The organism is Mongoliibacter ruber, from assembly GCF_003003005.1.
Classification (GTDB): domain Bacteria; phylum Bacteroidota; class Bacteroidia; order Cytophagales; family Cyclobacteriaceae; genus Mongoliibacter; species Mongoliibacter ruber.
Window position 1 is genome coordinate 108,852 of record NZ_PVTR01000012.1, and the last position, 23,011, is coordinate 131,862.

Annotated in this window: 19 protein-coding genes; 9 read left to right on the forward strand and 10 right to left on the reverse strand. The window is 40.2% G+C overall.

The window, feature by feature from the left end:
• Positions 1–17: 17 nt before the first annotated feature.
• The 6 genes from CLW00_RS17750 to CLW00_RS17775 all read right to left on the reverse strand — a co-directional run bounded on the left by CLW00_RS17750 (position 18) and on the right by CLW00_RS17775 (position 9,114).
• On the reverse strand, positions 18–2,801 hold the full coding sequence (locus CLW00_RS17750) for a TonB-dependent receptor (RefSeq protein WP_106135046.1): 2,784 nt from the start codon (positions 2,799–2,801) through the stop codon (positions 18–20).
• A 467-nt stretch (positions 2,802–3,268) separates the two neighbouring features.
• The gene (locus tag CLW00_RS17755; RefSeq protein WP_106135047.1) at positions 3,269–4,243 is read right to left on the reverse strand and encodes a nucleoside hydrolase; all 975 of its coding nucleotides are present in this window, start codon (positions 4,241–4,243) and stop codon (positions 3,269–3,271) included.
• A 480-nt stretch (positions 4,244–4,723) separates the two neighbouring features.
• On the reverse strand, positions 4,724–7,255 hold the full coding sequence (locus CLW00_RS17760) for an ATP-dependent Clp protease ATP-binding subunit (RefSeq protein WP_106135048.1): 2,532 nt from the start codon (positions 7,253–7,255) through the stop codon (positions 4,724–4,726).
• A gap of 84 nt (positions 7,256–7,339) precedes the next feature.
• On the reverse strand, positions 7,340–7,957 hold the full coding sequence (locus tag CLW00_RS17765; RefSeq protein WP_106135049.1) for a WbqC family protein: 618 nt from the start codon (positions 7,955–7,957) through the stop codon (positions 7,340–7,342).
• Between the two features lie 23 nt (positions 7,958–7,980).
• Positions 7,981–8,610, reverse strand: coding sequence for an L-threonylcarbamoyladenylate synthase (locus CLW00_RS17770; RefSeq protein WP_106135050.1), 630 nt, complete (start codon positions 8,608–8,610; stop codon positions 7,981–7,983).
• 93 nt (positions 8,611–8,703) lie between these two features.
• Positions 8,704–9,114, reverse strand: coding sequence for a (deoxy)nucleoside triphosphate pyrophosphohydrolase (locus CLW00_RS17775; RefSeq protein WP_106135051.1), 411 nt, complete (start codon positions 9,112–9,114; stop codon positions 8,704–8,706).
• Between the two features lie 74 nt (positions 9,115–9,188).
• On the opposite strand from CLW00_RS17775, the gene mltG reads away from it, so the two are divergent.
• From mltG to CLW00_RS17800, 5 genes are all read left to right on the forward strand, one after another.
• The gene (gene mltG, locus CLW00_RS17780) at positions 9,189–10,232 is read left to right on the forward strand and encodes an endolytic transglycosylase MltG (RefSeq protein WP_106135052.1); all 1,044 of its coding nucleotides are present in this window, start codon (positions 9,189–9,191) and stop codon (positions 10,230–10,232) included.
• 1 nt (position 10,233) lies between these two features.
• Positions 10,234–10,641 carry an acyl-CoA thioesterase gene (locus tag CLW00_RS17785; RefSeq protein WP_106135053.1) on the forward strand — a complete coding sequence of 136 codons (408 nt, stop codon included), beginning with the start codon at positions 10,234–10,236 and terminating at the stop codon, positions 10,639–10,641.
• 11 nt (positions 10,642–10,652) lie between these two features.
• The gene (locus tag CLW00_RS17790; protein WP_106135054.1) at positions 10,653–11,606 is read left to right on the forward strand and encodes a YihY/virulence factor BrkB family protein; all 954 of its coding nucleotides are present in this window, start codon (positions 10,653–10,655) and stop codon (positions 11,604–11,606) included.
• A gap of 82 nt (positions 11,607–11,688) precedes the next feature.
• Positions 11,689–13,785, forward strand: coding sequence for a phosphate acetyltransferase (gene pta, locus CLW00_RS17795; protein ID WP_106135055.1), 2,097 nt, complete (start codon positions 11,689–11,691; stop codon positions 13,783–13,785).
• A gap of 130 nt (positions 13,786–13,915) precedes the next feature.
• Complete coding sequence (locus tag CLW00_RS17800; protein ID WP_106135056.1) at positions 13,916–15,124, forward strand: acetate/propionate family kinase; 1,209 nt, start codon at positions 13,916–13,918, stop codon at positions 15,122–15,124.
• A gap of 296 nt (positions 15,125–15,420) precedes the next feature.
• On the opposite strand, the gene CLW00_RS17810 is transcribed toward CLW00_RS17800, so the two are convergent.
• The 3 genes from CLW00_RS17810 to CLW00_RS17820 all read right to left on the reverse strand — a co-directional run bounded on the left by CLW00_RS17810 (position 15,421) and on the right by CLW00_RS17820 (position 18,034).
• Positions 15,421–15,876 carry a GNAT family N-acetyltransferase gene (locus tag CLW00_RS17810; RefSeq protein WP_106135058.1) on the reverse strand — a complete coding sequence of 152 codons (456 nt, stop codon included), beginning with the start codon at positions 15,874–15,876 and terminating at the stop codon, positions 15,421–15,423.
• Between the two features lie 31 nt (positions 15,877–15,907).
• Positions 15,908–16,351, reverse strand: a complete 444-nt coding sequence (locus CLW00_RS17815; protein WP_146131452.1) for an SgcJ/EcaC family oxidoreductase — start codon at positions 16,349–16,351, stop codon at positions 15,908–15,910.
• 144 nt (positions 16,352–16,495) lie between these two features.
• The gene (locus CLW00_RS17820) at positions 16,496–18,034 is read right to left on the reverse strand and encodes a DUF4394 domain-containing protein (RefSeq protein ID WP_245917361.1); all 1,539 of its coding nucleotides are present in this window, start codon (positions 18,032–18,034) and stop codon (positions 16,496–16,498) included.
• 270 nt (positions 18,035–18,304) lie between these two features.
• On the opposite strand from CLW00_RS17820, the gene CLW00_RS17825 reads away from it, so the two are divergent.
• Positions 18,305–18,871 carry a hypothetical protein gene (locus CLW00_RS17825; protein WP_106135060.1) on the forward strand — a complete coding sequence of 189 codons (567 nt, stop codon included), beginning with the start codon at positions 18,305–18,307 and terminating at the stop codon, positions 18,869–18,871.
• Here CLW00_RS17825 and CLW00_RS17830 read toward each other — a convergent pair.
• A complete protein-coding gene (locus tag CLW00_RS17830) occupies positions 18,868–20,397 on the reverse strand; it encodes a GH3 family acyl-acid amido synthetase (protein ID WP_106135061.1) in 1,530 nt (509 codons plus the stop codon). The genes CLW00_RS17825 and CLW00_RS17830 overlap by 4 nt on opposite strands.
• A gap of 245 nt (positions 20,398–20,642) precedes the next feature.
• On the opposite strand from CLW00_RS17830, the gene CLW00_RS17835 reads away from it, so the two are divergent.
• From CLW00_RS17835 to CLW00_RS17845, 3 genes are read left to right on the forward strand one after another with little or no spacing between them, the layout of a single operon-like run.
• Positions 20,643–21,212 carry an RNA polymerase sigma factor gene (locus CLW00_RS17835; RefSeq protein WP_106135062.1) on the forward strand — a complete coding sequence of 190 codons (570 nt, stop codon included), beginning with the start codon at positions 20,643–20,645 and terminating at the stop codon, positions 21,210–21,212.
• Positions 21,205–21,954 carry a hypothetical protein gene (locus tag CLW00_RS17840; RefSeq protein ID WP_106135063.1) on the forward strand — a complete coding sequence of 250 codons (750 nt, stop codon included), beginning with the start codon at positions 21,205–21,207 and terminating at the stop codon, positions 21,952–21,954. The genes CLW00_RS17835 and CLW00_RS17840 overlap by 8 nt, the downstream gene beginning before the upstream one ends.
• A gap of 22 nt (positions 21,955–21,976) precedes the next feature.
• Positions 21,977–23,005, forward strand: a complete 1,029-nt coding sequence (locus CLW00_RS17845) for a porin family protein (protein WP_106135079.1) — start codon at positions 21,977–21,979, stop codon at positions 23,003–23,005.
• Positions 23,006–23,011 lie beyond the last annotated feature (6 nt).

Consider the following 23,011-nt stretch of genomic DNA (forward strand, 5'->3'; position numbering starts at 1 on the left):
GTTTAGTTTATGATTGTTTAATTTCTTTTGAATCTCAAGCCTACTCTATATGATTGGCCGAATCTATCAGTTCTGACCATAGTCTCATTGGGATTGTCCTGATAAGGAAATAGCGCTCCTTCTCTTGCCAATGGGCTTTTGATGAATAATTCATAAGGTGAGTCAAGGATATTGTTCACCCTCACAAATAGCGTTAGGAACTTGTTGATTCTTTGATCGAAAGAAAAGTCAAGCTGAGTTATGGGTCTCGACCAATGGTCGTTGTCCAAGAATGGTGATACAAACTCTATTCGCTCCCCAGTGTAGACCGCTGCCAATTGAATGTCAGTCTTTTCGGACTTATACATGATACTGAAGTTACCGATATGGTCTGCCTGTCCCTGAAGTGGTCTGGTTTGGTTTTCAATCACCTGCACCAATTGTGAGCTCTCATCATTGGGATCTTCTCTTCTTCTGGTGATTTTTGTTGTGGTAATTCTGGAATTGGTGTAGGTATAATTCATCCTCAAGCCAATTCTTCTGAAGTATTTGATAAAATCAGCCTCCAATCCCCAGTTTAGTGCGTCTCCAAAATTATTGGGTCTCAAACTTAGTGGTCCTGAAAAAATCCTATCCCTTACCAATGTGTATTCAATCGGGTCTTTGATGTCTTTTACAAATGCTCCCAAAAAAACCTGTTCTGTCAAAGAAGGAAAATGCTCCCACCTGATGTCATAATTGTTCGCCCTTACCCTGTTCAAACCTGGATTTCCTGATTCGTCAAAACCATCATCTTCTGACATCCTATAAGGCACAATTTCGTGGAACCCTGGCCTTGCCACTGCTTTATAGTAGGAAGCCCTGATGTTGGTTTTCGGGTTCAACCTGTGTTTGAAGCTTAGAGAAGGCAGCAGGTCCAAATAATTCTGACTGGAATCAGGGTTTACATTTTGCTGGGCCACGCGAAGTGAATAACCTTGTTCGGTCATTTCAGCCCTGACACCGGCATGGATCTCAGTATTGAAAACATCCCATCTTGTAGTAAAATATCCCGCTGCAATCCTTTCGAAAGATTCAAAATTCAAAGGATCTGATACCCCACCTCGTGGATTCAGCAACTGAAAATTCACATCTTCGAAGGTCTCCCAATGCGTCCCCTGGATTTGGAAAGCCGGATTGAATGGGTCAAAAATATACCGATTGAAAAAACTTTCTCGCTCCTTATCCCTATACATACCACCAAACTTCACTTGAGTTTGGTCATTGATCAACCTCGGGGAATAAGTAAAATTAAGGTATAGGGTCAAATCCCTGTCGGTATTGTTTTCCCATCGCCTGTTGTTTCTCCTTTCTATATTCTGCGGCATTTCGACGAAATTTGCCAATTCCCCATTTCTGATAAAATTGCCATCGTCGGGAGATTCACTTTTTGCAAGTGAGGCCACTGCATTCCAATCAATGATAAATTTATCTGAGAGCTTGTGTTCTCCTCTTGGATTAAGCGTCTGAATATTTTGGAACCTAGATGTAAACCTTGTGATATAAGTCAATATCCCATTTCCTTCGGTAACACTGAAATTTCTCCCCTCTGTATCCGTATCCAACATATCCCTTACCCTGAAATCATTCAATTGATAATTCCCATAATAGAATTTCAGTACATGATTTTCACTGATGGCATAATCAAGCTTGCTATGGATGGCATAGCGCTGTTGCTGTGTGGAAGATTCTCTCTCTTGAAGCCTCTGAAGAGTAGGCCTGTTAGACCCAAAATTATCCAAGCCTACTCTGTACCACTGACTGTCAACTCCACGGTAACTGTTTTGAAAGCTACCACCGAGCATGACACCAAGTTTGTTGTTCAAAAATCTATCTCCATAGGTCAAACTGCCGATAATATCAGGGAGAGGCATGACATTTTGCAAAACCATATTTCTTGTTGGAAAGTCTGAAGTCTCTGCAAAATAATCCGCACCAAATTGCTGATAGGGGGAGCGTCTATTGATAGGGCTTCTATCGTAGCTATAAAAACCCCGATCCATATTGATTTGGTTGTACCCAAGCTGCACATCGCCTTCTAGCATAAACTCCTCAGGTGCATCCTTCATCACCAAGTTGACTGCACCACCTATTGCATCGCCTTCCATAGAAGCATTGAGCGATTTGGACACTTCCAACCTTTCCAGAAGCTGGGCGGGAAATATATCCAGAGGGATATACCTGTTTTTATTGTCAGGGGAAGGAATCTTCACTCCATTGATCAAGGTGTAATTGTACCTTTTGTCCATACCTCTTACGATGGCATGTTGTGGATCTCCGTTGGCATTTCTTTCTATAGAGAGCCCAGATACACGCTGTACAATATTTGCGACAGTGATATCGGGAGATAACTCAATGGCTCTTTTTGAAATGATGTTTAAGGTGTTAGGTGCGTTGCGCTCCATGTTCCTCGCTTGCATCTCCGAACCTTTAATCATGGAGGCAGACAATACAAATTCCGTCAATTCACTCAACTCAGAAATGAGTTCAAAATTCCTTCTGACGGCATTTCCATTGGTAAACTCAATCTCCATTGATTCCCTTGAGTAGCCTATAAAAGACACCTCTACCAGATGTTTACCTACAGGTACATTTTTGATTACAAAGGAACCATCCATGCCTACTATGGCATATTTTTTATCTCCAGAAACCTTGACCTCTACAGTAGCACCTATCAACGGCTCCCCAGTTTCCTTATCTTGGACAAGACCGGTAAGCGTAGTGGCAAATAAAGAAGTGTACGAAGCAGTAACGAATATTAAGAACAGCAAAATTCTTTTCATGCCCCAAAGGTGGGCAATCACTTTTATCCAATCATTTCCCTATTATTTATGTTTTGTTACCATTTATAGCCTTGAGGTTAGCTCATTGTTAAGCCAATAGATCTACTGAAAAAATAAACAGGTTTAAGCCCTAACAAAACCCACCCTCATGTAAATTAAACCAGTTTTTAAAGATTAACAGGAAAAGTACAATTTTTGAGTTGGGGTTATGATTTCGAAATTTTGGGTGCTCTACTCTTTTACTGCTTTTCCAAATTTGGAATTTTGAGAGTGGGTACTGAAAATTTTGAATTCCTGATTTATTGGACTATTTGCCTTTAGGATTCTAAATCCTTAAATGTATCGTTATTCGATTCCAGATCGGGAAGAGACCCTTCTAGACGAAGTTTGTCGAGGAGGTTAAGCGTAGTTAAAACCAAATGAGTTTGATTATTTGCTTCTAAACATCATACCCTTCCAGCTCTTGTTCAATATTCAGCACCATAAAACCCTACCATCAATGCATCAATGATCTTGGCGATTTCCTTGGGGTTCATTTTTTGGATCAAATAGGAGTGGTTGCTCCTCTCTCCACTTTTCCATGTATTACTACCATCCGTCATCACCACACATCTACCTTCTTCATTCAAATCCCAGTAATCTTCTGAGCTGGAAACTGCATAAAGTATGGATGCCTGATCCCAACTCTGTCTGCCTTGAAAATTATTGTATAGCTGATAGGCCCTCCAAACTGGACTATGCTCGGGAAGTGATTTTTTGAGGAAATCCGCTCCAGTAATTATCTCATTCCCAATTTCCCATCCTGCAAAAACCACCTTGACCGGCCATTTCTCAACCGCTATTTTGGTTGATTCCGGGTCAGGTCGATAAAAATTGGCCTCCTTTCCCTCGGGAAACATTCCTCCCATACAAGACCATAATTTGACTTTTTTCTTGATCAGTTCAATACCTGAAAGATCTGAATATTCATCCGCTTTGGATTCCATCAGGTTTCTCAAATTTGTCAAATGTCCGATGGTAATAATGATTACACTTGAATCAGGTTGAGCAGACAGCAGCCTTCGATATAAGGAAGTAGCATCTTCAGCATCTTCTGCAGATTTCAGTTGGTGTTTGAATTCTTCGCTAATCTGTTTGGTATATTTGGAAAAAGACTTTAATGCAATGCCTTTCTCTACTCCAATAGGGATATTCCCCCTTTTGAAATAATGATTGATCGCATCAGTACACTGTGCTGCATGGAGGTCATCACTTGTAACAATTACCCCTAAAATATCCACTAATTTATGATCTGCCAAAGTATGTAACATCGCTAAAGCTCCCACATCATCCACATCTGAATCAATATCTGTATCCAATATTACCTTGTGGCTTTGTGCATTTGAGATTGTAGCAAATGCACAAAGAAAAAACAGCGCTATAAATCGTATCCCAATCGTCATATTTGAATAAGTTAAGTCAAGTCTTTCCCAAAACAAACATATTTCACTTCACATTTTCTTTATCTTCAATATTTTAATTCAAAAAACAAGATCCTGTTAGAAGACTAATTTGGGTAAAGGAATTTAAAATAAAATGTATATACGGAATTATACCAGTAACTTAAGGAGAGAGTTCTCTTTGATTCATTTTGATATTAAATGATATTAGATATTGATAGATATTGATCTAAATCCAACATTAATACTAGAATTATATTCTACTGGCAAAGTAGCGTATAATCATATAAAATAATGAGGATTAGCTCTCTTCTCAACTTTAATGACTTTGTGAAAGGTAACTTGTATATCTTCATTCCTTGGTTTTGGATCTTAGGGATTAGGAATCCTTATAATCTTGTGTCCCGATCACCAATACGCAAAGGGCATAAAAAAAACGGTCAACTTTCGTTGACCGTTTTATTCAATTTGGTGTTAAACAACTTACTCGGCTTTTTCCTTCTTGTCAACCTTGATGGTCAACTCCTCTCCTTCTCCGGAATAATCTGCAATAATCACATCCCCATCGGATAACTCTCCTTTGAGAATCTCCTCGGCCAAGGCATCTTCCAAGTATTTCTGGATTGCCCTGTTCAAGGGTCTGGCTCCGTATTGCTGATCATATCCTTTCTCTGCGAGGAAATCTTTCGCTTTTTCTGTCAACTCTATGTTGTAACCTAGGTCAGTTATCCTACTGAACAGCTTTCCTAAGCTGATATCAATAATCTTATGAATATGCTCTTTTTCAAGAGAGTTGAATACTACCACATCGTCCAACCTGTTGAGGAATTCCGGACTGAATGCTTTTTTCAAAGCACTCTGTATAGTAGACTTCATTACCTCGTCCATACTTTGTGCTTTTGCTTTGGAGGCAAAGCCAATACCTGCACCAAAGTCTTTCAAATCTCTAACACCGATGTTAGATGTCATGATGATAATGGTATTTCTGAAATCTACTCTTCTTCCTAAACCATCTGTCAGTATGCCATCATCCAACACCTGTAATAAGATGTTGAAAACATCTGGGTGAGCTTTTTCAATCTCATCCAATAAAACCACAGAATACGGCTTTCTCCTTACTTTCTCAGTAAGCTGTCCACCTTCCTCATACCCTACATATCCTGGAGGTGCTCCTACCAATCTGGATACACTGAATTTCTCCATGTATTCAGACATATCTATTCTGATCAAAGAATCTTCTTTGTCAAATAGGTAGGTAGCCAATATTTTGGCAAGTTCTGTTTTACCAACACCTGTAGGACCTAAGAATATAAACGAACCTATTGGTTTTTTAGGATCTTTTAAACCTACTCTCGTCCTTTGGATAGCCTTGGTCAGTTTCTTGATGGCTTGTTCTTGTCCGATAACCTTACCTGAAAGCTCTTGAGACATGGTCAGTAGCTTGGCACCTTCATTCTGGGCAATTCTCTTGGCAGGAATTCCTGTCATCATAGCAATTACCTCAGCTACATTTTCTTCTTCTACGGTGTAGCGTTTGGTTTTGCTTTCTTCTTCCCAACGTGTCTTGGCATTTTCAAGTTGTTCTAAGAGTTTTTTCTCTTTATCACGGAGTTGTGCTGCTTCTTCGTACTTCTGACTTTTAACAACCCTATTTTTTTCAACCTTGATATCCTCTACTTCTTGCTCAAGTTTAAGGATTTCTTCTGGCACATGTATATTATTGATATGGACCCTAGCTCCCGCCTCATCCAATATATCAATAGCCTTATCTGGTAAAAACCTGTCAGAAATATACCTGTCTGATAGTTTCACACAAGCATCAATTGCCTCGTCTGTGTAAATGACATTATGGTGATCTTCGTATTTGTCCTTGATATTATTCAGAATCTGAATGGTTTCCTCAGGAGTGGTGGCATCGACCATCACCATTTGGAATCTTCTGGCCAAAGCGCCATCTTTTTCAATATACTGTCTGTACTCATCCAAGGTAGTTGCACCGATACATTGGATTTCACCCCTGGCCAAAGCTGGTTTGAACATATTGGATGCATCCAATGATCCACTGGCACCGCCGGCACCTACGATGGTATGCAGCTCATCTATGAAAAGGATCACGTTTGGAGATTTTTCCAACTCATTCATAACGGCCTTCATTCTTTCTTCAAACTGGCCACGGTACTTGGTCCCTGCCACCAATGAAGCAAGATCCAAAGTCACTACGCGCTTATTGAAAAGCACCCTAGAGACTTTTTTCTGCACGATGCGCAATGCAAGACCTTCAGCAATCGCTGTCTTACCTACACCAGGCTCACCGATAAGAATAGGATTATTTTTCTTCCTTCTTGAAAGTATCTGTGCGACTCGCTCTATTTCTTTCTCCCTACCAATGATAGGGTCTAGCTTATCGTCTTCAGCCATCTTAGTCAAATCTCTTCCAAAGTTATCGAGAACCGGAGTTCTTGATTTTTCTCCTGAGGTTTTGGAAGAACTGCCTGATGAACTGCTCGAAGAAGAACCAAACAATTTTGATCCATCATCATCCGGATCATCAGCCTCGGCTTTTGATCTAGGACCTGCGTCTGTCTGAAATTCCAGCATTTCTTTTACCGAGTCGTAGTTAGTGTCGAATTTATGTAATATTTGTGTTGCAATATTGTCTTCATCACGAAGAATAGACAAAAGCAAGTGTTCTGTACCTATCAATTGGCTTTTGAATATCTTGGCCTCTAAATAGGTGATTTTCAATACTTTTTCAGACTGTCTTGTCAATGGAATATTGGCAAGATTTTTCACATTGTGATTGGCTGTACCTTTCACAGCCCTTTCGATTGAATTCCTAAGTTCATCCAATGGAACTCCCATTTTTTTCAGTATGGAAACAGCCACTCCTTCTCCTTCTCGAATCATACCCAGCAACAGGTGCTCTGTACCAATGTAATCATGCCCAAGACGCAGAGCTTCCTCGCGACTTAGAGAGATTACCTCTTTGACCCTGTTTGAAAATTTTGCTTCCATTATATCCTTTCTGATTTAATTTGAAATCTGTATTAATGATACCCAATTTGTTTTAAAAACACAATCCATCGGGCGATTGTTCATTCATTTTTTTTTCGAGCCCTTGATAAGAGACATTGCCTCGGGACCTTCACAAAACAACAAATCGATAACGCTTAAGTTGGGTACAAACTCTACACCAAAAAGCTGCCTGTAAGGCTCACTTTGGTAGAAGTCACGGGTCTCAAAACCCTCTTTAGCCCTAATTAGGCCCCTTATATCACTGTATTCGATACTTTCACTTGTTTCACTGAGGAATTTGACCTCAATATCCATTCTTAGCAATTTCAGACAAACTGTCAGTAGGGCTGCATTTAAGTCAATCAAGTACTGCAATTTTTGACTGTAAACTTCTTCAATATACGGAAAGTAATACTCAAAGAAAGGAGCTTTACCATAAGCTGACTGAATTCCTCGGAGGTGAATGTTCAGCCACTTTTGACCATAATCGATCTGAATGTCTTTGTAGGGCTTTTTTTTGTTGCCCTCATATACAGGAACGGATAACGTTTCGACTTTATTGGCAAGAAGTAAAGAAGTTCTATTTCTTAGGCTTTGTTTTTGAAATCGCTCCAAATCATCTAACAACAATATACCATGCCCTTCAATTGCAGCAAAGTATTCAATATGTGGAAGGTAAAAAAGCTCTGTTAAAATCCCCATAATGTGTATTTTATTAGACAAAATCAAAAAATATCTTCAACCGAACCAAGACCTTCCCTGACAATCTCTATTTGTGATCCTGTACAATCCAAGACAGTAGAGGCCACATTATTACCATAACCTCCATCTATCACCACATCTACAAGGTCTTTGTACTTTTCATAAATAAGCTCAGGATCAGTACTATACTCGATCACTTCATCTTCATCATGGATAGAAGTAGTCAATATAGGGGAGCCCAATTCCTTGACCAAAAGCCTGGGAATTGAGTGATCCGGAACCCTGATTCCTACCGTCTTTTTGTTACTGTTAAGAATTTTTGGCACTGAGTTATTGGCTTCTAAAATAAAGGTATAGGGGCCTGGTAGGGCTTTTTTCATCACTTTAAAAACTGAGGTACTCAATGCCCTTGTGTATTCGGCAATGTTACTCAAGTCATAGCAAATAAAGGAGAAATTATGCTTTTTGGGCTTGATTCCCTTGATTTGTGAGATACGTTCTATGGCTCTTTGGTTGTGAATATTACAACCCATTCCATACACAGTATCTGTAGGATAAATGATAACTCCGCCATCTCTTAATATCCTGACAATGGCTTCTATTTTTTTGATTTCCGGGTTTTCAGGATACAATTTGATAAACTCAGCAGGCATACTTAAATGGGTTAAAAATGATCAAAGCGACATAAATGTAACTATAAATTTCCAGAAGCTTCTTTTTTGCAGCTGTCTTAAAACTCCTACATTTTAACTAAGCTGGTTTTGAAATAGTTCTAAAAAACTATCAAGAACAGGAATGTCTGCCGCTGCCCAATCTAATTGCTTAAGCTCCTCCACGGTGAACCAATCCGCTCTTTTATGCTCTTTCAAAAAAATCTTACCGGAAGCAAAGTGACAAACAAAAGGAATAAGTTCGATAGGTTTTTTTCCTGAATACTGATGATTATAATGGGCCAATTTCTCTTGAATATCCACTTCAATGTCAAGCTCTTCCAGTATCTCTCTTTTCAGGCATTCTTCCTCTGATTCAGACTCTTCCAACTTCCCACCAGGAAATTCCCAAGATAAGGGCAGGTGCATTGATTCACTTCTTTGGGCTGCCAATACCAAGTTGTTTTTGATAATAATAGCACATGTCACTTGTATTGGTTTTTCCATTGAATGTAAAGTTCATTAGCCCCTTGAACAAAATTCTCTATTTTTGCGGTTATTCCTGTGCTTAAGCTATAAATATGTTGGGAGACAAAAAAACAAAATTCCTATTAGTCTTCATTATTACCTTCTCGGTATTGTTGACTTCGCTTTCATTCTATTTCTATCAGGCCTTCTTCAGTCCAAATGCTCTTGTGGACAAAGAGGAAGGACGAATGATACAGATCCCAAGCAATGCCACCTTCCAGATGGTGGTAGATACTTTGTACCAAAATGAGGTGATCAATGATGTCATCACTTTTAGTTTTGTATCCAAGGTAATGAAATACCAAGAGGCTGTAAAGCCCGGGTTATACAATATTCCACCCAAAACCAACAACCTCAACTTGGTCAGAATGCTCCGTTCAGGAAATCAGACACCTGTAATGGTCACTTTCAACAATGTCAGGTTAAAGGAAGATCTGGCAGAAAAAATCACCCGTAACCTTGAAATCAGTGAACAGCAATTTCTAGACCTTCTTACTGATTCTGTCAATATCAGGAAATTCGGATTTGAGGAAGAAACCATCATGTCCATGTTTATCCCGAATTCTTACGAGGTTTGGTGGAATACTTCTGCCGAAAAACTCTTTGACCGAATGTTCAACGAGTACAATTCATTCTGGACTGAGGAAAGAAAAAACAAAGCAAGCCAGTTGGGTTTGAGTCCAAATGAGGTCTCGACACTTGCTTCGATTGTGCAGGCAGAAACCCAAAAAGCGGATGAAAGACCAAAAGTCGCAGGTGTATACCTGAATAGGCTAAAGATCAATATGCCGCTTCAGGCTGATCCTACTTTGGTTTTTGCCGCAGGTGATTTCAGTATCAAAAGAGTGTTGAATGTTCACAAGGAAATAGAAAGCCCTTACAATACTTATAAGTACACAGGATTGCCTCCTGGCCCCATCAACCTTCCGGAAATTTCAGCACTTGAAGCCGTACTCAATTATGAAGACCATTCATATTTATATTTCTGTGCAAAAGAAGATTTCTCTGGCTACCATGCTTTTGCAACTAGCCTGACGGAGCACCTAAACAATGCAAGAAGATACCAGGCAGCACTTAACCGCTCTAAAATCTACTGATATGTTCCAAGCTGAAACACAAGTAAGGGTAAGATATGCAGAGACCGATCAGATGGCCTACGTATATTATGGCAATTATGCCATGTACTTTGAAGTTGCGCGGGTAGAAGCGCTGAGAGCGGCCGGTTTTTCTTACAAACAAATGGAAGAAGATGGCGTCATCATGCCGGTACTGGAACTACATACACAATTCATCAAACCTGGCAAGTATGATGAGCTATTGACCATCAAAACCACCATTCCAGAACTGCCGGGTATACGCATAAGGTTCGAATATGAGGTTTTGAATGAAGCCAAAGAGCTGTTGACCAAAGGCTGGACTACACTTACTTTTCTTAAAAAAGAAAACCACAGACCCTGTAGACCTCCTCAATATTTGTTAGATTTATTACGACCGTATTTTGACTAATTGATTTTTCAGTGAATAAATGGATACGCTTATTTTCAATCAAACTTACCAGAAAGGCTAAGCTTTTAAGGAATATCCACTTTGGTAACCCTGACCAAAACCTCTATGATGTAGGTAGGATATTTTTGGAACAGGTGAGAAAAGATGAAATCAGCGAAAGGGCTGGTGCCATGGCGTTCAGTTTTACTGTTGCCATGTTTCCATTGTTGCTGTTTTTGTTGAACATCATACCTTATATCGGCATGTTTTTCAAAAATGTCACTACCCAGAATATACTTCTTTTTATCAACGAATTTATCCCGGAAAGCATCTACCAGGAAGCCGAAGCAACCATCATGGATATTGTAAGTCGGCCAAGGCAAAGTTTGTTGTCAATAGGTTTTTTCCTTGCCTTATTTCTGGCAACCAATGGCGTTGTATCCATGATGAATGCTTTCAATGCGGTGTACAGAACCAAAGAAAACAGGAGTTTTTGGACTACCAGACTGATAGCTGTCGCCATTGTAATGATCTTGGTATTGACCATATGTGGGGCCGTGGTGATTATGATTCTAGGAGGAAGTGTCCTTTATCAGATCTCCGAATGGGAAATCGTATCGAGCAACCTTTATTATTATATGCTTACCGCTTTTCGGTTTGTCGTACTCCTATCTGTCTTTACAGTAGCTACTGCCTTTATTTTCAGGTTTGCCCCTGCCGTCCATGACAAATGGAGGTTTTTCTCAGTAGGCTCTGTGACGGCTGGGTTTTTGATCAATTTCGGCTTCTATCTATTTACTTTTTACCTCAACAATTTCGCCACCTACAACAAGCTTTATGGTTCGATCGGGGCCATGATTGCTGTGATGCTTTGGCTTTTCATCACATCACTTATTATATTAGTGTGCTTCGAAATCAACGTCAGTTTGGACAAAGCCGCAGATAGGATGTGGTTTTCCAAAGCCCTCATGCGAAAAACAAGGTGATTTATATCATCTTTTCACCACACTTTCATCAGGTAAATCAGCTGATATCAAATCTAATTTTGTCTGATCAAATTCAAAGATTATGGAACCAAATAAAAGTATTTTTATAGCTACTGCAGAACCTTTCAGTGGAAAATCCATCGTTGCCCTTGGTCTCGTGGATATGCTACTGGCAAGGACACAAAAAATCGGATATTTCAAGCCCATCATAAATCATGAACCCGCTGTCAAACCTGATAGCCATATTGAAACCCTAATAGGTTATTTCAAACTTCCACTCCAAATAGACAAGACATTCTCATACACACGTGAGCAAGCAAATGTACTTGCCCAGTCAGGAATGCAGAATGAAATCATTGACAATATCATTTCCAAATTCAAAAGCTTGGAGGCTGAAAATGATTTTACCATAATTGAAGGGAGTGACTTTCTGGGTGAAGGCACTGCCTTTGAATTTGATGCCAACCTTGCTATTGCAAAAAACCTAGGAACACCTGTGATCATCGTGGCATCTGGAGATGGCAAATCAGTATCTCAAATCTGCAGCAGTGTGAATGTGACCATCAATAATTTTCTCCAGCGAAAAGTAAAGGTGATTGCTGTAGTGGTCAACAAAGTAGCAGAGGCTGATCTGGAAACGGTACAAATATCCTTACAAAACCAGATTCAAACCGATATTCAACTGGCTGTAATTCCAAAAATAACGGAATTGAAAAGCCCTTCAATGTTTGAGGTCAAGGAACACCTCAATGCAGAAGTCATGTTTGGTGAAGAACAATTGAGCAACCGAGCAGACCATTTCATTTTTGGGGCCATGCAGATCGCCAACTTCCTCAACCACATCAAGCAAAACGTTTTGATCGTCACCCCTGGAGATAGGGCTGATATTCTATTGGCCTCCATGCAGGCAAGCCTTTCGAAAAATTACCCAAAAATTGCTGGAATTGTACTAACCGGAGGCTTTGAGGTGCCGGATTCGGTAATCAGGTTGATCCAGGGCACCAACACATTGATCCCAATCTTAAGAGTAGAAGAACCCTCATTTTATGCAGCTACCAAGGTGGCTGGTATACATTCCAGATTCAGCCCATCCAATCCTGAAAAAATCCATATTGCCATCAATACTTTCAGGAAATATATGGATATGGAAATTTTAGAGAAAAACATAGCTTCATTTATCGCTTCTGGAATGACTCCAAGGATGTTCCAGTATCAATTGGTAAGCTGGGCCAAGAATAAAAAGAAACACATTGTGCTGCCAGAAGGGCATGATGAGCGCATACTCAAAGCAGCTGATAGGCTTGTAAGACATGGAATTGTAAATATCACTCTTTTGGGTAATTTGGATGAAATCACTTCTTCCATCAATAGATTGGGCTTAAGCCTTAGCCTTGAGAACTGTCAAATCATCAACCCACAGGATTCGGTATATTTTGATGACTATTCCAATACGCTTTTCGAAATCAGAAAAGGGAAAAATATGCCTTTGGGTGTAGCAAGAGATCTAATGACAGATGTGGCCTATTATGGTACCATGATGGTACATAAGGGGCATGCAGATGGCATGGTATCGGGTGCTGTTCACACCACTGCCCATACAATCAGACCGGCATTACAGTTTATCAAAACCAAACCGGGAATCTCACTGGTGTCGTCAGTCTTCTTCATGTGCCTTCCAGATAGGGTGACCATTTTTGGTGATTGCGCTATAAATATCAACCCAACAGCAGAACAACTGGCAGAGATCGCCATTTCTTCCGCAGATACAAGTGCGAAGTTTGGTATAGAACCGAGAGTAGCGATGCTTTCTTATTCCTCCGGAACCTCAGGAACAGGTGAAGATGTGGATAAGGTCCGTGCTGCGACACATATCGTGAAAGAAAAAAGACCGGACATTATGGTAGAAGGTCCAATTCAATATGATGCAGCTGTAGACCCCAAAACAGGAAAACAAAAAATGCCTGACTCCAATGTAGCTGGAAATGCCTCTGTCCTTATATTTCCCGACCTCAATACAGGCAACAACACTTACAAAGCTGTTCAAAGAGAAACAGGTGCCATAGCCATTGGCCCTATGCTTCAAGGCATGAACAAACCTGTCAATGACCTCAGCAGAGGGTGCACAGTAGATGATATTTACAATACCGTGGTCATCACTGCAATTCAAGCACAGGAGTAAATTAAGGTTTAAGAAGGTAGATGAGTGATTTACGCTTTGCGGTTTGTGATTCACAAAGCTTCCTTCTAGCTATCATATCCTTCATCCTTTATAATTTCGTTTCTCACGCATCTTATCTAAACTCTAACACATGAAAATCCTCGTTCTCAATTCAGGAAGCAGCTCTTTGAAGTATCAGCTATTTGATATGCCAAACGAAAGCCCTCTTTGTAGCGGCTTGGTAGACAGAATCGGTCTAGAAGGCGCTTCGGTGAAGCATACAGCATTCAAAAACGGAGGAGGGGAAACTTTCAATATCAACAACCCCATAAAAGACCATGAAGATGGCTTACAAATGGTTACTGATTTGCTTATAGATTCAGAAAAAGGCGTGTTAAGTTCCATGGAAGAGGTGCAGGCAATAGGCCATCGTGTGGTTCATGGCGGCGAACAATTTGCTTCCACCACACTGATCACGAAAGAGGTAAAAGAAAAAATCAAGGCCTTATTCGCTTTGGCACCCTTGCATAATCCCCCCAACTACCTTGGCATAACCGTAGCGGAAAGGCTCTTCCCAAAGGCAAAACAGGTAGCAGTTTTTGATACAGCCTTTCATCAAACCATGCCCGAAAGGGCATACCGATTTGCTATTCCAAAAGGAATGTACACAGAATTGGGGATCCGGTCTTATGGCTTCCATGGAAGCTCACATCAATATGTCAGCAAAAAGGCCTTGGAACATCTCGGTAATCCGATCGCCAAGATCATCACGATTCACCTAGGCAACGGCAGCAGCATGGCTGCAGTGTCTGCCGGAAAGTCCATTGACAATACCATGGGTTTGGGCCCCATGGGAGGGTTGGTTATGGGCACAAGATGTGGGGACATTGACCCGTCTATTATTTTTTATTTATTGAATGAAAAAGGCTATTCTCCTAAAGAGGTAAATGAACTCCTCAACAAGAAAAGCGGTCTTATGGGACTTACAGGTTTCAGTGACATGCGAGATGTGAAGAATGAAGTCAAGAACAATAATCCTGATGCTGTTTTAGCTTACGAACTATACGCTTATCGAATTCAAAAATACATTGGAGCATTTGCCGCGGCTATGAATGGGCTCGATGCCATCATATTTACTGCCGGAATAGGGGAAAATGATCCTGACATGCGAGAGGCGGTTTGCAAGAATATGGATTACTTTGGTATTGCCATCAATCCTGAAAAAAACCAAAAACGCTCTTCAGAAATAAGAGAGGTCAATACTTCTTCCTCCAAAGTGAAAATACTGGTCATCCCTACCAATGAAGAATTGGAAATAGGCCAGCAGACTTACGAAAAGGTCGTAATAACAGAAGACTAAACCCTTTTTCGTCTCTTGAGCTCAGCATTAATTTGACCCAATTCTAAAACCGGTATAAATATCCCTCCAATAATGATCAGAGGAAGCATCACTTTCAACAATTGATTTTGCAGCTCCGAGAATAAGATGAAATAACCATAAATTAAGATTAACAAAGCTGGAATGAACATAATTGCCAAAAGTATCTTTCTGGATTTTATTAGTTTTCGCGTAGGAATAGCTTGTAATCTTGAATTAACCATGACTATAACATTTTGAATCATAGCAATTTATAAAATCGTTAAAAAAAATAAAAGTTAAGTTTTTATTAACTTTTGAAAGCAAAGGCTGTTCTCCACTTCTTGATATTGTCCATAATTTTCAGTCTGTTGATAGCCTGATTTCCTGTAGAGCTGAATGGCTGCAGCTTGATTTACACCTGTCTCCAAAATACAATAGCTGTAATTCAATTCCTTAGCCCATAATTCCAGTTCCTTCAATATAAATCCTGCACATCCATTCCCTCTATGATCGGGACGGACAAACATTCGCTTGATTTCCATTTTATCTTCATCGTATTTTTTGATGGCACCGCAACCCACAGGAGCCCCAAACAGGTAAGCCACAACCACATGATGAATATTGTCAAGATGGTTGAACTGATGGTAAAAATCATGGTCATCCCCATCCATGATGGCTAATTCCTTATCCAATTCTTCAACCAAGGCTACAAAGTCAGGGGCGCTGGCTTGTGTTCTGATAAATTCAATCATTTGCAGGAGAGATAATAGGTTTGATGAAGTTTTATTGAGATGGAAGCATATTACGGATAGCTGCTATCTTCCAACCTTCAGTGGTCATGACTACTACGAAAGTACTCCACATATTTCGTTCAACTCCATTTTCACCTATAATGTCATATTTCGTGTCTACAATAGCATTTTGTTGATTCAGGTACCTGATATTCTCGATACTTAGCTTTCTGGTTCCAGGGTTATTGGAGGAGCTTTTTTTCATTCCTTCTACAGCATCTTCAATCCCCTTTCTCCACTCGCCGGAAGACACCAATTGATCCACGTCTATCAAAAATAAGGAGCGGAGCAAAGGTTCATCTTTATTCTCGCGAGCTGTATTATAATTCGAAATTAACTGCTCAATAGCATCATTGGCTTTGACTCTGAAGTCCTCCTGAGCTTTTAACTCAAAACCAATGCAAAGGATAAAACCCAGAAAAATATAAAATTTCATAATGTATTCTTTGATGGACCTTCAAGTTAAAACCAAAATAATGGAATGTAAAACCAATCAGGCTAGAATTGAATTTCAACTATGAAAAATCAAAAAAAGCCGCCCAATTGCAGGCGGCTTAGGTTTTTAAGCAACATTTAATTTTTAAAATCCAAGACCTACTGCCATAGCTACGGCAGAAACGTTGAAATCTGAAATTTTTGTTACCTCTGCAGTAGTGATATTGATACTGTACACCCCAGTCATACCATCCACGGTCAATAAGGCAAATGCCATATCAGAATCGCCGCCAATGTCAAAGCCATTTTCAGCTGTAAATTCAATCCCCAAAGAGCCTATTTCTACCAAACCACCATCATTTGGCGGATCTTGCTTGTAAAGCATATTGTTGTCACTATCCAACACATATAGCACAGTACTGCTTGCTGTCGCTACATTATTGGTGTATGCAGCTCCGTTTACAAATGGCATCCCTGGATTTAGATCTCCATCCACAGCCACGACAGTTCCCAAATCAGGATGCAACCTGAGGTTTTGACCTGTATTGCTTACCAGCCTGATTCTATCTACAGTTGGGTTGAAGTCAAAGCCAAAACTTTCTCCCTCCAACATCGGCGTCAATCCCTCCCCTACAGGACTGACCGAACCGTTTGCTGTATTTACAGTCATGATTCTACTTTGGTTGGTGATGGCATAAAGTGCACCATTTGCCGGTCTAAAATCAAGCCCTACGACCATTTCACCTTCATTCAATCCTGTAATGTCTACCGGGTTAGAGCTTGGGCTCATGGGGTTGAACCTTTCCAATTTGTTATCCGCTGTTGCTGCAAAGGCCACAGGATTAGTCTTGAATGCTATTCCTAAGATCGGTGTATTGAACTCTCCTACCCATTCTGCAGCACCTGATTCCAAGTTTATTGTAAACAATCGTGATTCACCATCATTCAATGCAACTGCCAGAACGGCACTGTTGTCAGGGCTGATGTCAAAGTTTCCTTGCCCCAAAAAGTCTACACCCAAATCTCCTACTTCTTGCAATCCTCCGTCATTTGGCGGGTCTTGGATAAACAATTTGTTTGCAGAAAAATCAATATCATACAAGGCTGTTGAAGTGGCTCCTGCCACAGAATTGGTATAAGCAACCGCCCCTATCATTGGATTTTCTCCACCACTGATGTTCCCATCTTCTGCTACCACTGTGCCCAACTCTGGGTGTAACCTTAGATTTTGACCAGAAGCAGTGACAAGACGAATCCTGTCTACTGTTGGATTGAAGTCCAAGGATGCATTATCACCGTTGATGGCGGGAGAAAACGAGCCCTCTCCCAAAGCTGTGGCTTCCCCGGAATTTTCATTGATAAAATATAGCCTACTACTACTTCCAAGTGCGTAAAGTTGCCCTGTGGCCGGGCGGTAGTCAATACTTACAATCATTTCACCATCTGCCAGTCCAGTGATGGATTTGATATTCATTGGAGAATCTAAGTCTCTAGCGTTGAACATCATAATCCTGTTGTCATCAGCCAAGGCAGTAAAATTGACATCAGGAGCCATACCCGGGGTCGGTTCCTCATCTACGGGAGGAATTGTCGGGTTTTCATCATCGTTGCAGGCAAAAGCTAAAGCTGCAACCAACATCGTCGAAAGGACAGGTGCCCTAAAGGAATTAAAGAATTTTTTCATGTTTAGTTGGATTTAGTTATGTATTGACTTACGAGCAGTAGAACATTATTGGATTTATAAAAAAATATTAAAATGAAAAAAATTAACCTATTAATTATAACCCTATCAATGAGGTGATTAAAATCAAATTAAATCACAATACTATCACATCCTATAATCAGTATTAATTACATGTTTTACCAATAAAAACGTAACAACTACTAGTAATCTCTCCAAAGCTGCTTTTTAGGCTGACTAATAATTCGCATCAAATTTGCACTAAAAAGACTTATGATGACTTCCGAAAAAGTAATTTTTAAAGAGAATGTTCCTGAAAAAATCAAAAAAATGGCCCTGAAAGCCATTTCGTTTTACCCAGAGCTTCAAAACCATACGATCGAGTTTGCGATCAACAGCAATATCCGAAAGTCTGTTATGCAAGCCCAGCCCAAATTCGTTTCCATGTTCGGCTCCGGAAAGAGGACTTACCTGATTAAAATAAGCAGGTACTTCAAATTAAAAGGGGTAAAAACACCTATTGAAGACCTGCCTGAAGGGGTTTTACTTGGTTGGATAGGACATGAACTAGGGCATATCATGGACTATACAAGTAAAAACACATGGTCTTTGATACTTTTCGGAATTGGGTATCTTACCTCTAAAGGTTTTATAATTTCGGCAGAGAGGGCTGCAGATACCTATGCTGTCAATCATGGTCTTGGAGAATATATTCTCCAGACTAAAGATTTCATCCTGAATCAAGCGGGAATGAATCCTAGGTACTTGGACAGGATCAACAGACTTTATCTACCACCGGAAGAGGTAATGATGATGATGGAAGATATCGGTAAAGCTTAACCTTTTAATTTACCGATGTATTCTTCCCACTCTTTGAAATCTTCTTCTTTCATCACCTTTGCTATTTTTACCTGACCACCTTTTTGTTTGGTTTCTTCTGTCCATTTCTGAAAATAAGAAGCTGGAATTACTTTTACCCTTACACCTTTCAGTGCTTTACTCCGGGCAACTCTATAATTTTTGTTATTACCCTGTAGAATTTCATCCAATTTTTGGGCAATCTTTTCCTCATCAAAATCTACTTTTCCCTCCATTCCGAGATACCAGGCATGTTTGTATGCTCCATCTTCCTCTACTGCCGCTACGGTAAATTCCTTGATATCGCAGCCAAACTCCTCGTCAAGTTCTCCCATTGCTTTATTCATTTGGATGACAGAAAGATGGGATCCCACCACATTCAAAAAGTGTTTGGTTCGGCCTGTGATCTTAATTTCAGCTTTAGCCTTTTCTGTGAATGCAATCGTATCTCCGATCATATAGCGCCATGCTCCTGAGACGGTAGTGATCACCAATACATAATCAACATTTTCTTCTACTTCCTCAATTGTCAAAGCCTTCACCCCTTGTTTGACAGAACCCTCCGCATCCATATTATCAGGCTCAAAAGGCACAAACTCGAAGTAAATACCATTATCGGTTATCAAAGCCATGGAATCCGAGTCCTTTCTGATCTGAGTAGCAACATAACCTTCTGAGGCCAAATAAGTATCAATCACGGTAATAGGCTTCGAGGTGATTTTCTCAAATGCTTTTCTGTAAGGCTCAAAAGCAACACCTCCTGAAGTATATACTTGGAAATTAGGCCATACATCATGAATACTTTCTACCCCATGGTACGCAATCACTTTTTTCATCATCAATTCAATCCAAGAAGGAATTCCTGAAATCCCACCAATGTCCCAATTAGGAGCTTCTTTGGCGAGTGCTTCTACCCTTTCATCCCAGTCATGTATAGAGGAAATTTCTTTCCCTGGTCTGTAGACACCTTCAAACCAAAATGGAATTTGACTCGCAGAAATACCTGAAATTTCACCTTCCAAATGTCCATTTACCTCTTCAAGGTTAGTGCTGCTGCCAAACATCAATATCTCTTTTTCATAAAAATCAGCGGGAAGATCAAAATCTGCTAAAGCTTTAATTTGTTGTAAACCTGCTTTCCTGATAGCTTTAATCATTTCATCAGTCACAGGAATATGCTTTTTAGCACTCGTAGTGCCACTCGAAACCGCAAAAAATTCAGCTTTACCCGGCCATGTAATGTCAGGTGCCCCATCTATTACACGCTGCCACCAACGCTCTCTTAGTTGGTCATAACTGTAATAAGGAACCATTTCAGCAAAGGCTTCTCTGGGGTCATCGTTTTCCAGCAACTTATCAAATTCATAATACTTCCCGAAAGCTGTCTTCTTAGCTGTGTTCAAAAGCTCGCTTAACACCTCTTTTTGAGCTTCAGTATGATCAGAATTGGTGAAAATTTTATCGGCAGTCTCTACCGCTTTTTTAATGATCTCTCCTATAATTGCCATAAATTAAAATTTAAGTTTAAAAAAGATTCATCACCTCATTTTAATAATTTGGTCGCTGGAATCTTGAATGAAAATTATTTTGACATTTAAAAAAGCAAAGACCGAACCATTGGACACAGTCTGATCAATAAAAGCCTGTTTCTGTACAATTGTAAAAGGCTGGAGAAAAATATTTAACTTTTTTTTAGAATTGAATGCAACCTATTTTTGAAAACCTGTATCTACCTATTTGAAAGCCAACCAAAATGTTATTTAAGAAAACTTTTACCACGGAAAAAGAATTGCTCAAGGGCTGTCTGAAGGGTGAGCGAAAAGCCCAACAGCAGCTTTATGAGCAATATTCCGGAAAGTTTCTTGCCATCTGTCTTCGATATGTGAAAGACCGCGACTTGGCAGAGGATGTGATGATAGAGGGCTTTATGAAGATCTTTGAAAAACTTACCCAATTTGAGGAAAAAGGAAGCTTAGAAGGCTGGATGAAAAGAATTATCGTCACCCAATCGCTTTTGACCTTAAGAAACAACAAAAACCTGAACATGGAAGTCACCATGGACAGTGCTCTTCAGGTAACAGATGCTGTCTATGAACTCAATCACCTGGAAACGGCAGAATTGATGGGACTTATCAAAGAGCTTCCGATTGGATACAGGACAGTCTTCAACCTATATGCCATAGAAGGGTATAGCCATGCAGAGATCGCAGACTTACTTGGCATCACAGAATCTACTTCCAAGTCCCAACTCAATCGGGCAAGAAATGTATTGAAACAGAAAATAGCCGATCAACAAATAAAAGAAAGGAGAATCAATGGCTAATACAGAAAAAAACTTTGACCAGTATTTCAAAGAAAAACTGGCCACACATGAGGAAAAACCTTCCGCTCTCGCTTGGGAAAGGCTCGAAAGCCAATTGCCCAAAAAGGAAAAAGCTGGCTTTTACCCTTTCCTAAAATTGGCCGCAGCCATCTTGCTCTTGCTTTCGGCAGGAATTGTATTGCTGAAGTGGTCTGGCGATGAGCAATCAACACAACAACAAGTTGCGGAAATCGCACCGGAACAGGTGGAAAGTCCTTCGGAAGAAAAAGAGGAAGTAGAATCTATAGCACCAACCCCCACACAAGAGGAAGAAAATGTAGAAACCAAAATTCCTGCAAGAAAGAAGGCTTCCACTTCAGGGAAAAAAGAGATGAGTCCAAAACCGGCCATTGTCAATCAAGAGCCAGTAATGGAAAAAATGGTAGCTGAAGCAATTGAACCGAGAGAAGAAACCATTGTAGTGCAAATGGATCTCCCCGAAATCAAACTGCCAGACTTGAAAATCACAGAAGCAGTAGCCATCAATGATGTGGTGGAAGAAGCTCCTGAATACAAAGTGATCATCAAGTCCAAGGGATTGAAGGAAGAAGCCCCAAAGCAAGGCTTGATTGGTGAATTGGAAGAAAAAGTAGAAAAAATCGAAGGCATTTGGAACAAATTGGGTCAAGGTTTTGCAGACCTGCAGGATGCAAAGGAAAACCTTTTTGCCAACAACAGTCCTAGAAAAGAAAGAAGTAAATAACCAAAATCTGAAAAATCGAAATATGAAAAAATACCTTTTATTGTTTTGTTTGCTGGGCTTGGTACAGATAGCATTTGGCCGCAGCAGTGACATGCACTTGGTGCAGAATGATTCCATCATCGTGGAATTTGGCAAGTCAGGCAAGATCATTCTTGTAGTGGATAACAAAGAGGATTTCGAAAGACTCAAAAACATGAACGTCAACCAGATCATCCGCGAATTGGATCTTGAAGTAGATGAGAAAACCGGAGAATTGGTAGTCGTAGAAGTTCAGGGTAAAAAAGGAAGCCGTGAAATTGTAAGGGTAAGAGAAGATGGACCCGAAACAGAAGTTCACATAGGCGGCATCAAAATCTATGTCGATGAATCAGGCAGCGACACCAAAGTCAAAGTTGAAACTGGAACCCGCCGCAAACTAGACCCACCTTTCAGGACATATTTCAACCTTGATCTAGGCATCAACAATTACTTTGATGCGCAAGGTAACATGTTGGGCGGTGGGCAAAGTGCACAGGCCGTCAAAGGCTGGGGAAGCTGGAATGTAGGACTCAATTGGATGGCTAGCCAAAGGATCAGCAAAGGATTTCATTGGGACCTTGGTCTTGGAGTGCAATGGTACAACTTCAAGTTTGAAAACCGTGACTTTCAAGCCGTCCGTGGTGATGGAGACATTGAATGGATCCAAAGAGATGATGTGAATGGCTTTAAAAGTAAGATTTCAGCATCTTATCTGACAGCTATGAGTTTGTTCAAACTTGACTTCGGTCAAATGAATGACCAAGGAAAAAGAGGTTTTAGAATTGCCGCTGGCCCTTATGTGGGATACCGACTTGGTGGGAGAAGCAAATTTGTATACAGAGATCTTGATGGAGGAGGACGAAGGAAGGATTTCGAACAAATAGGCTCATACCTCAACAATTTCAGGTATGGTGTTCGGGGGGAAATCGGAGTTGGAAGGGTAAATTTCTTTACCACATATGACCTTAATACCCTTTTCAGACAAGGTTCCCAATATGAACTCAACCCAATTGCATTCGGCATTATATTTTAACCAACT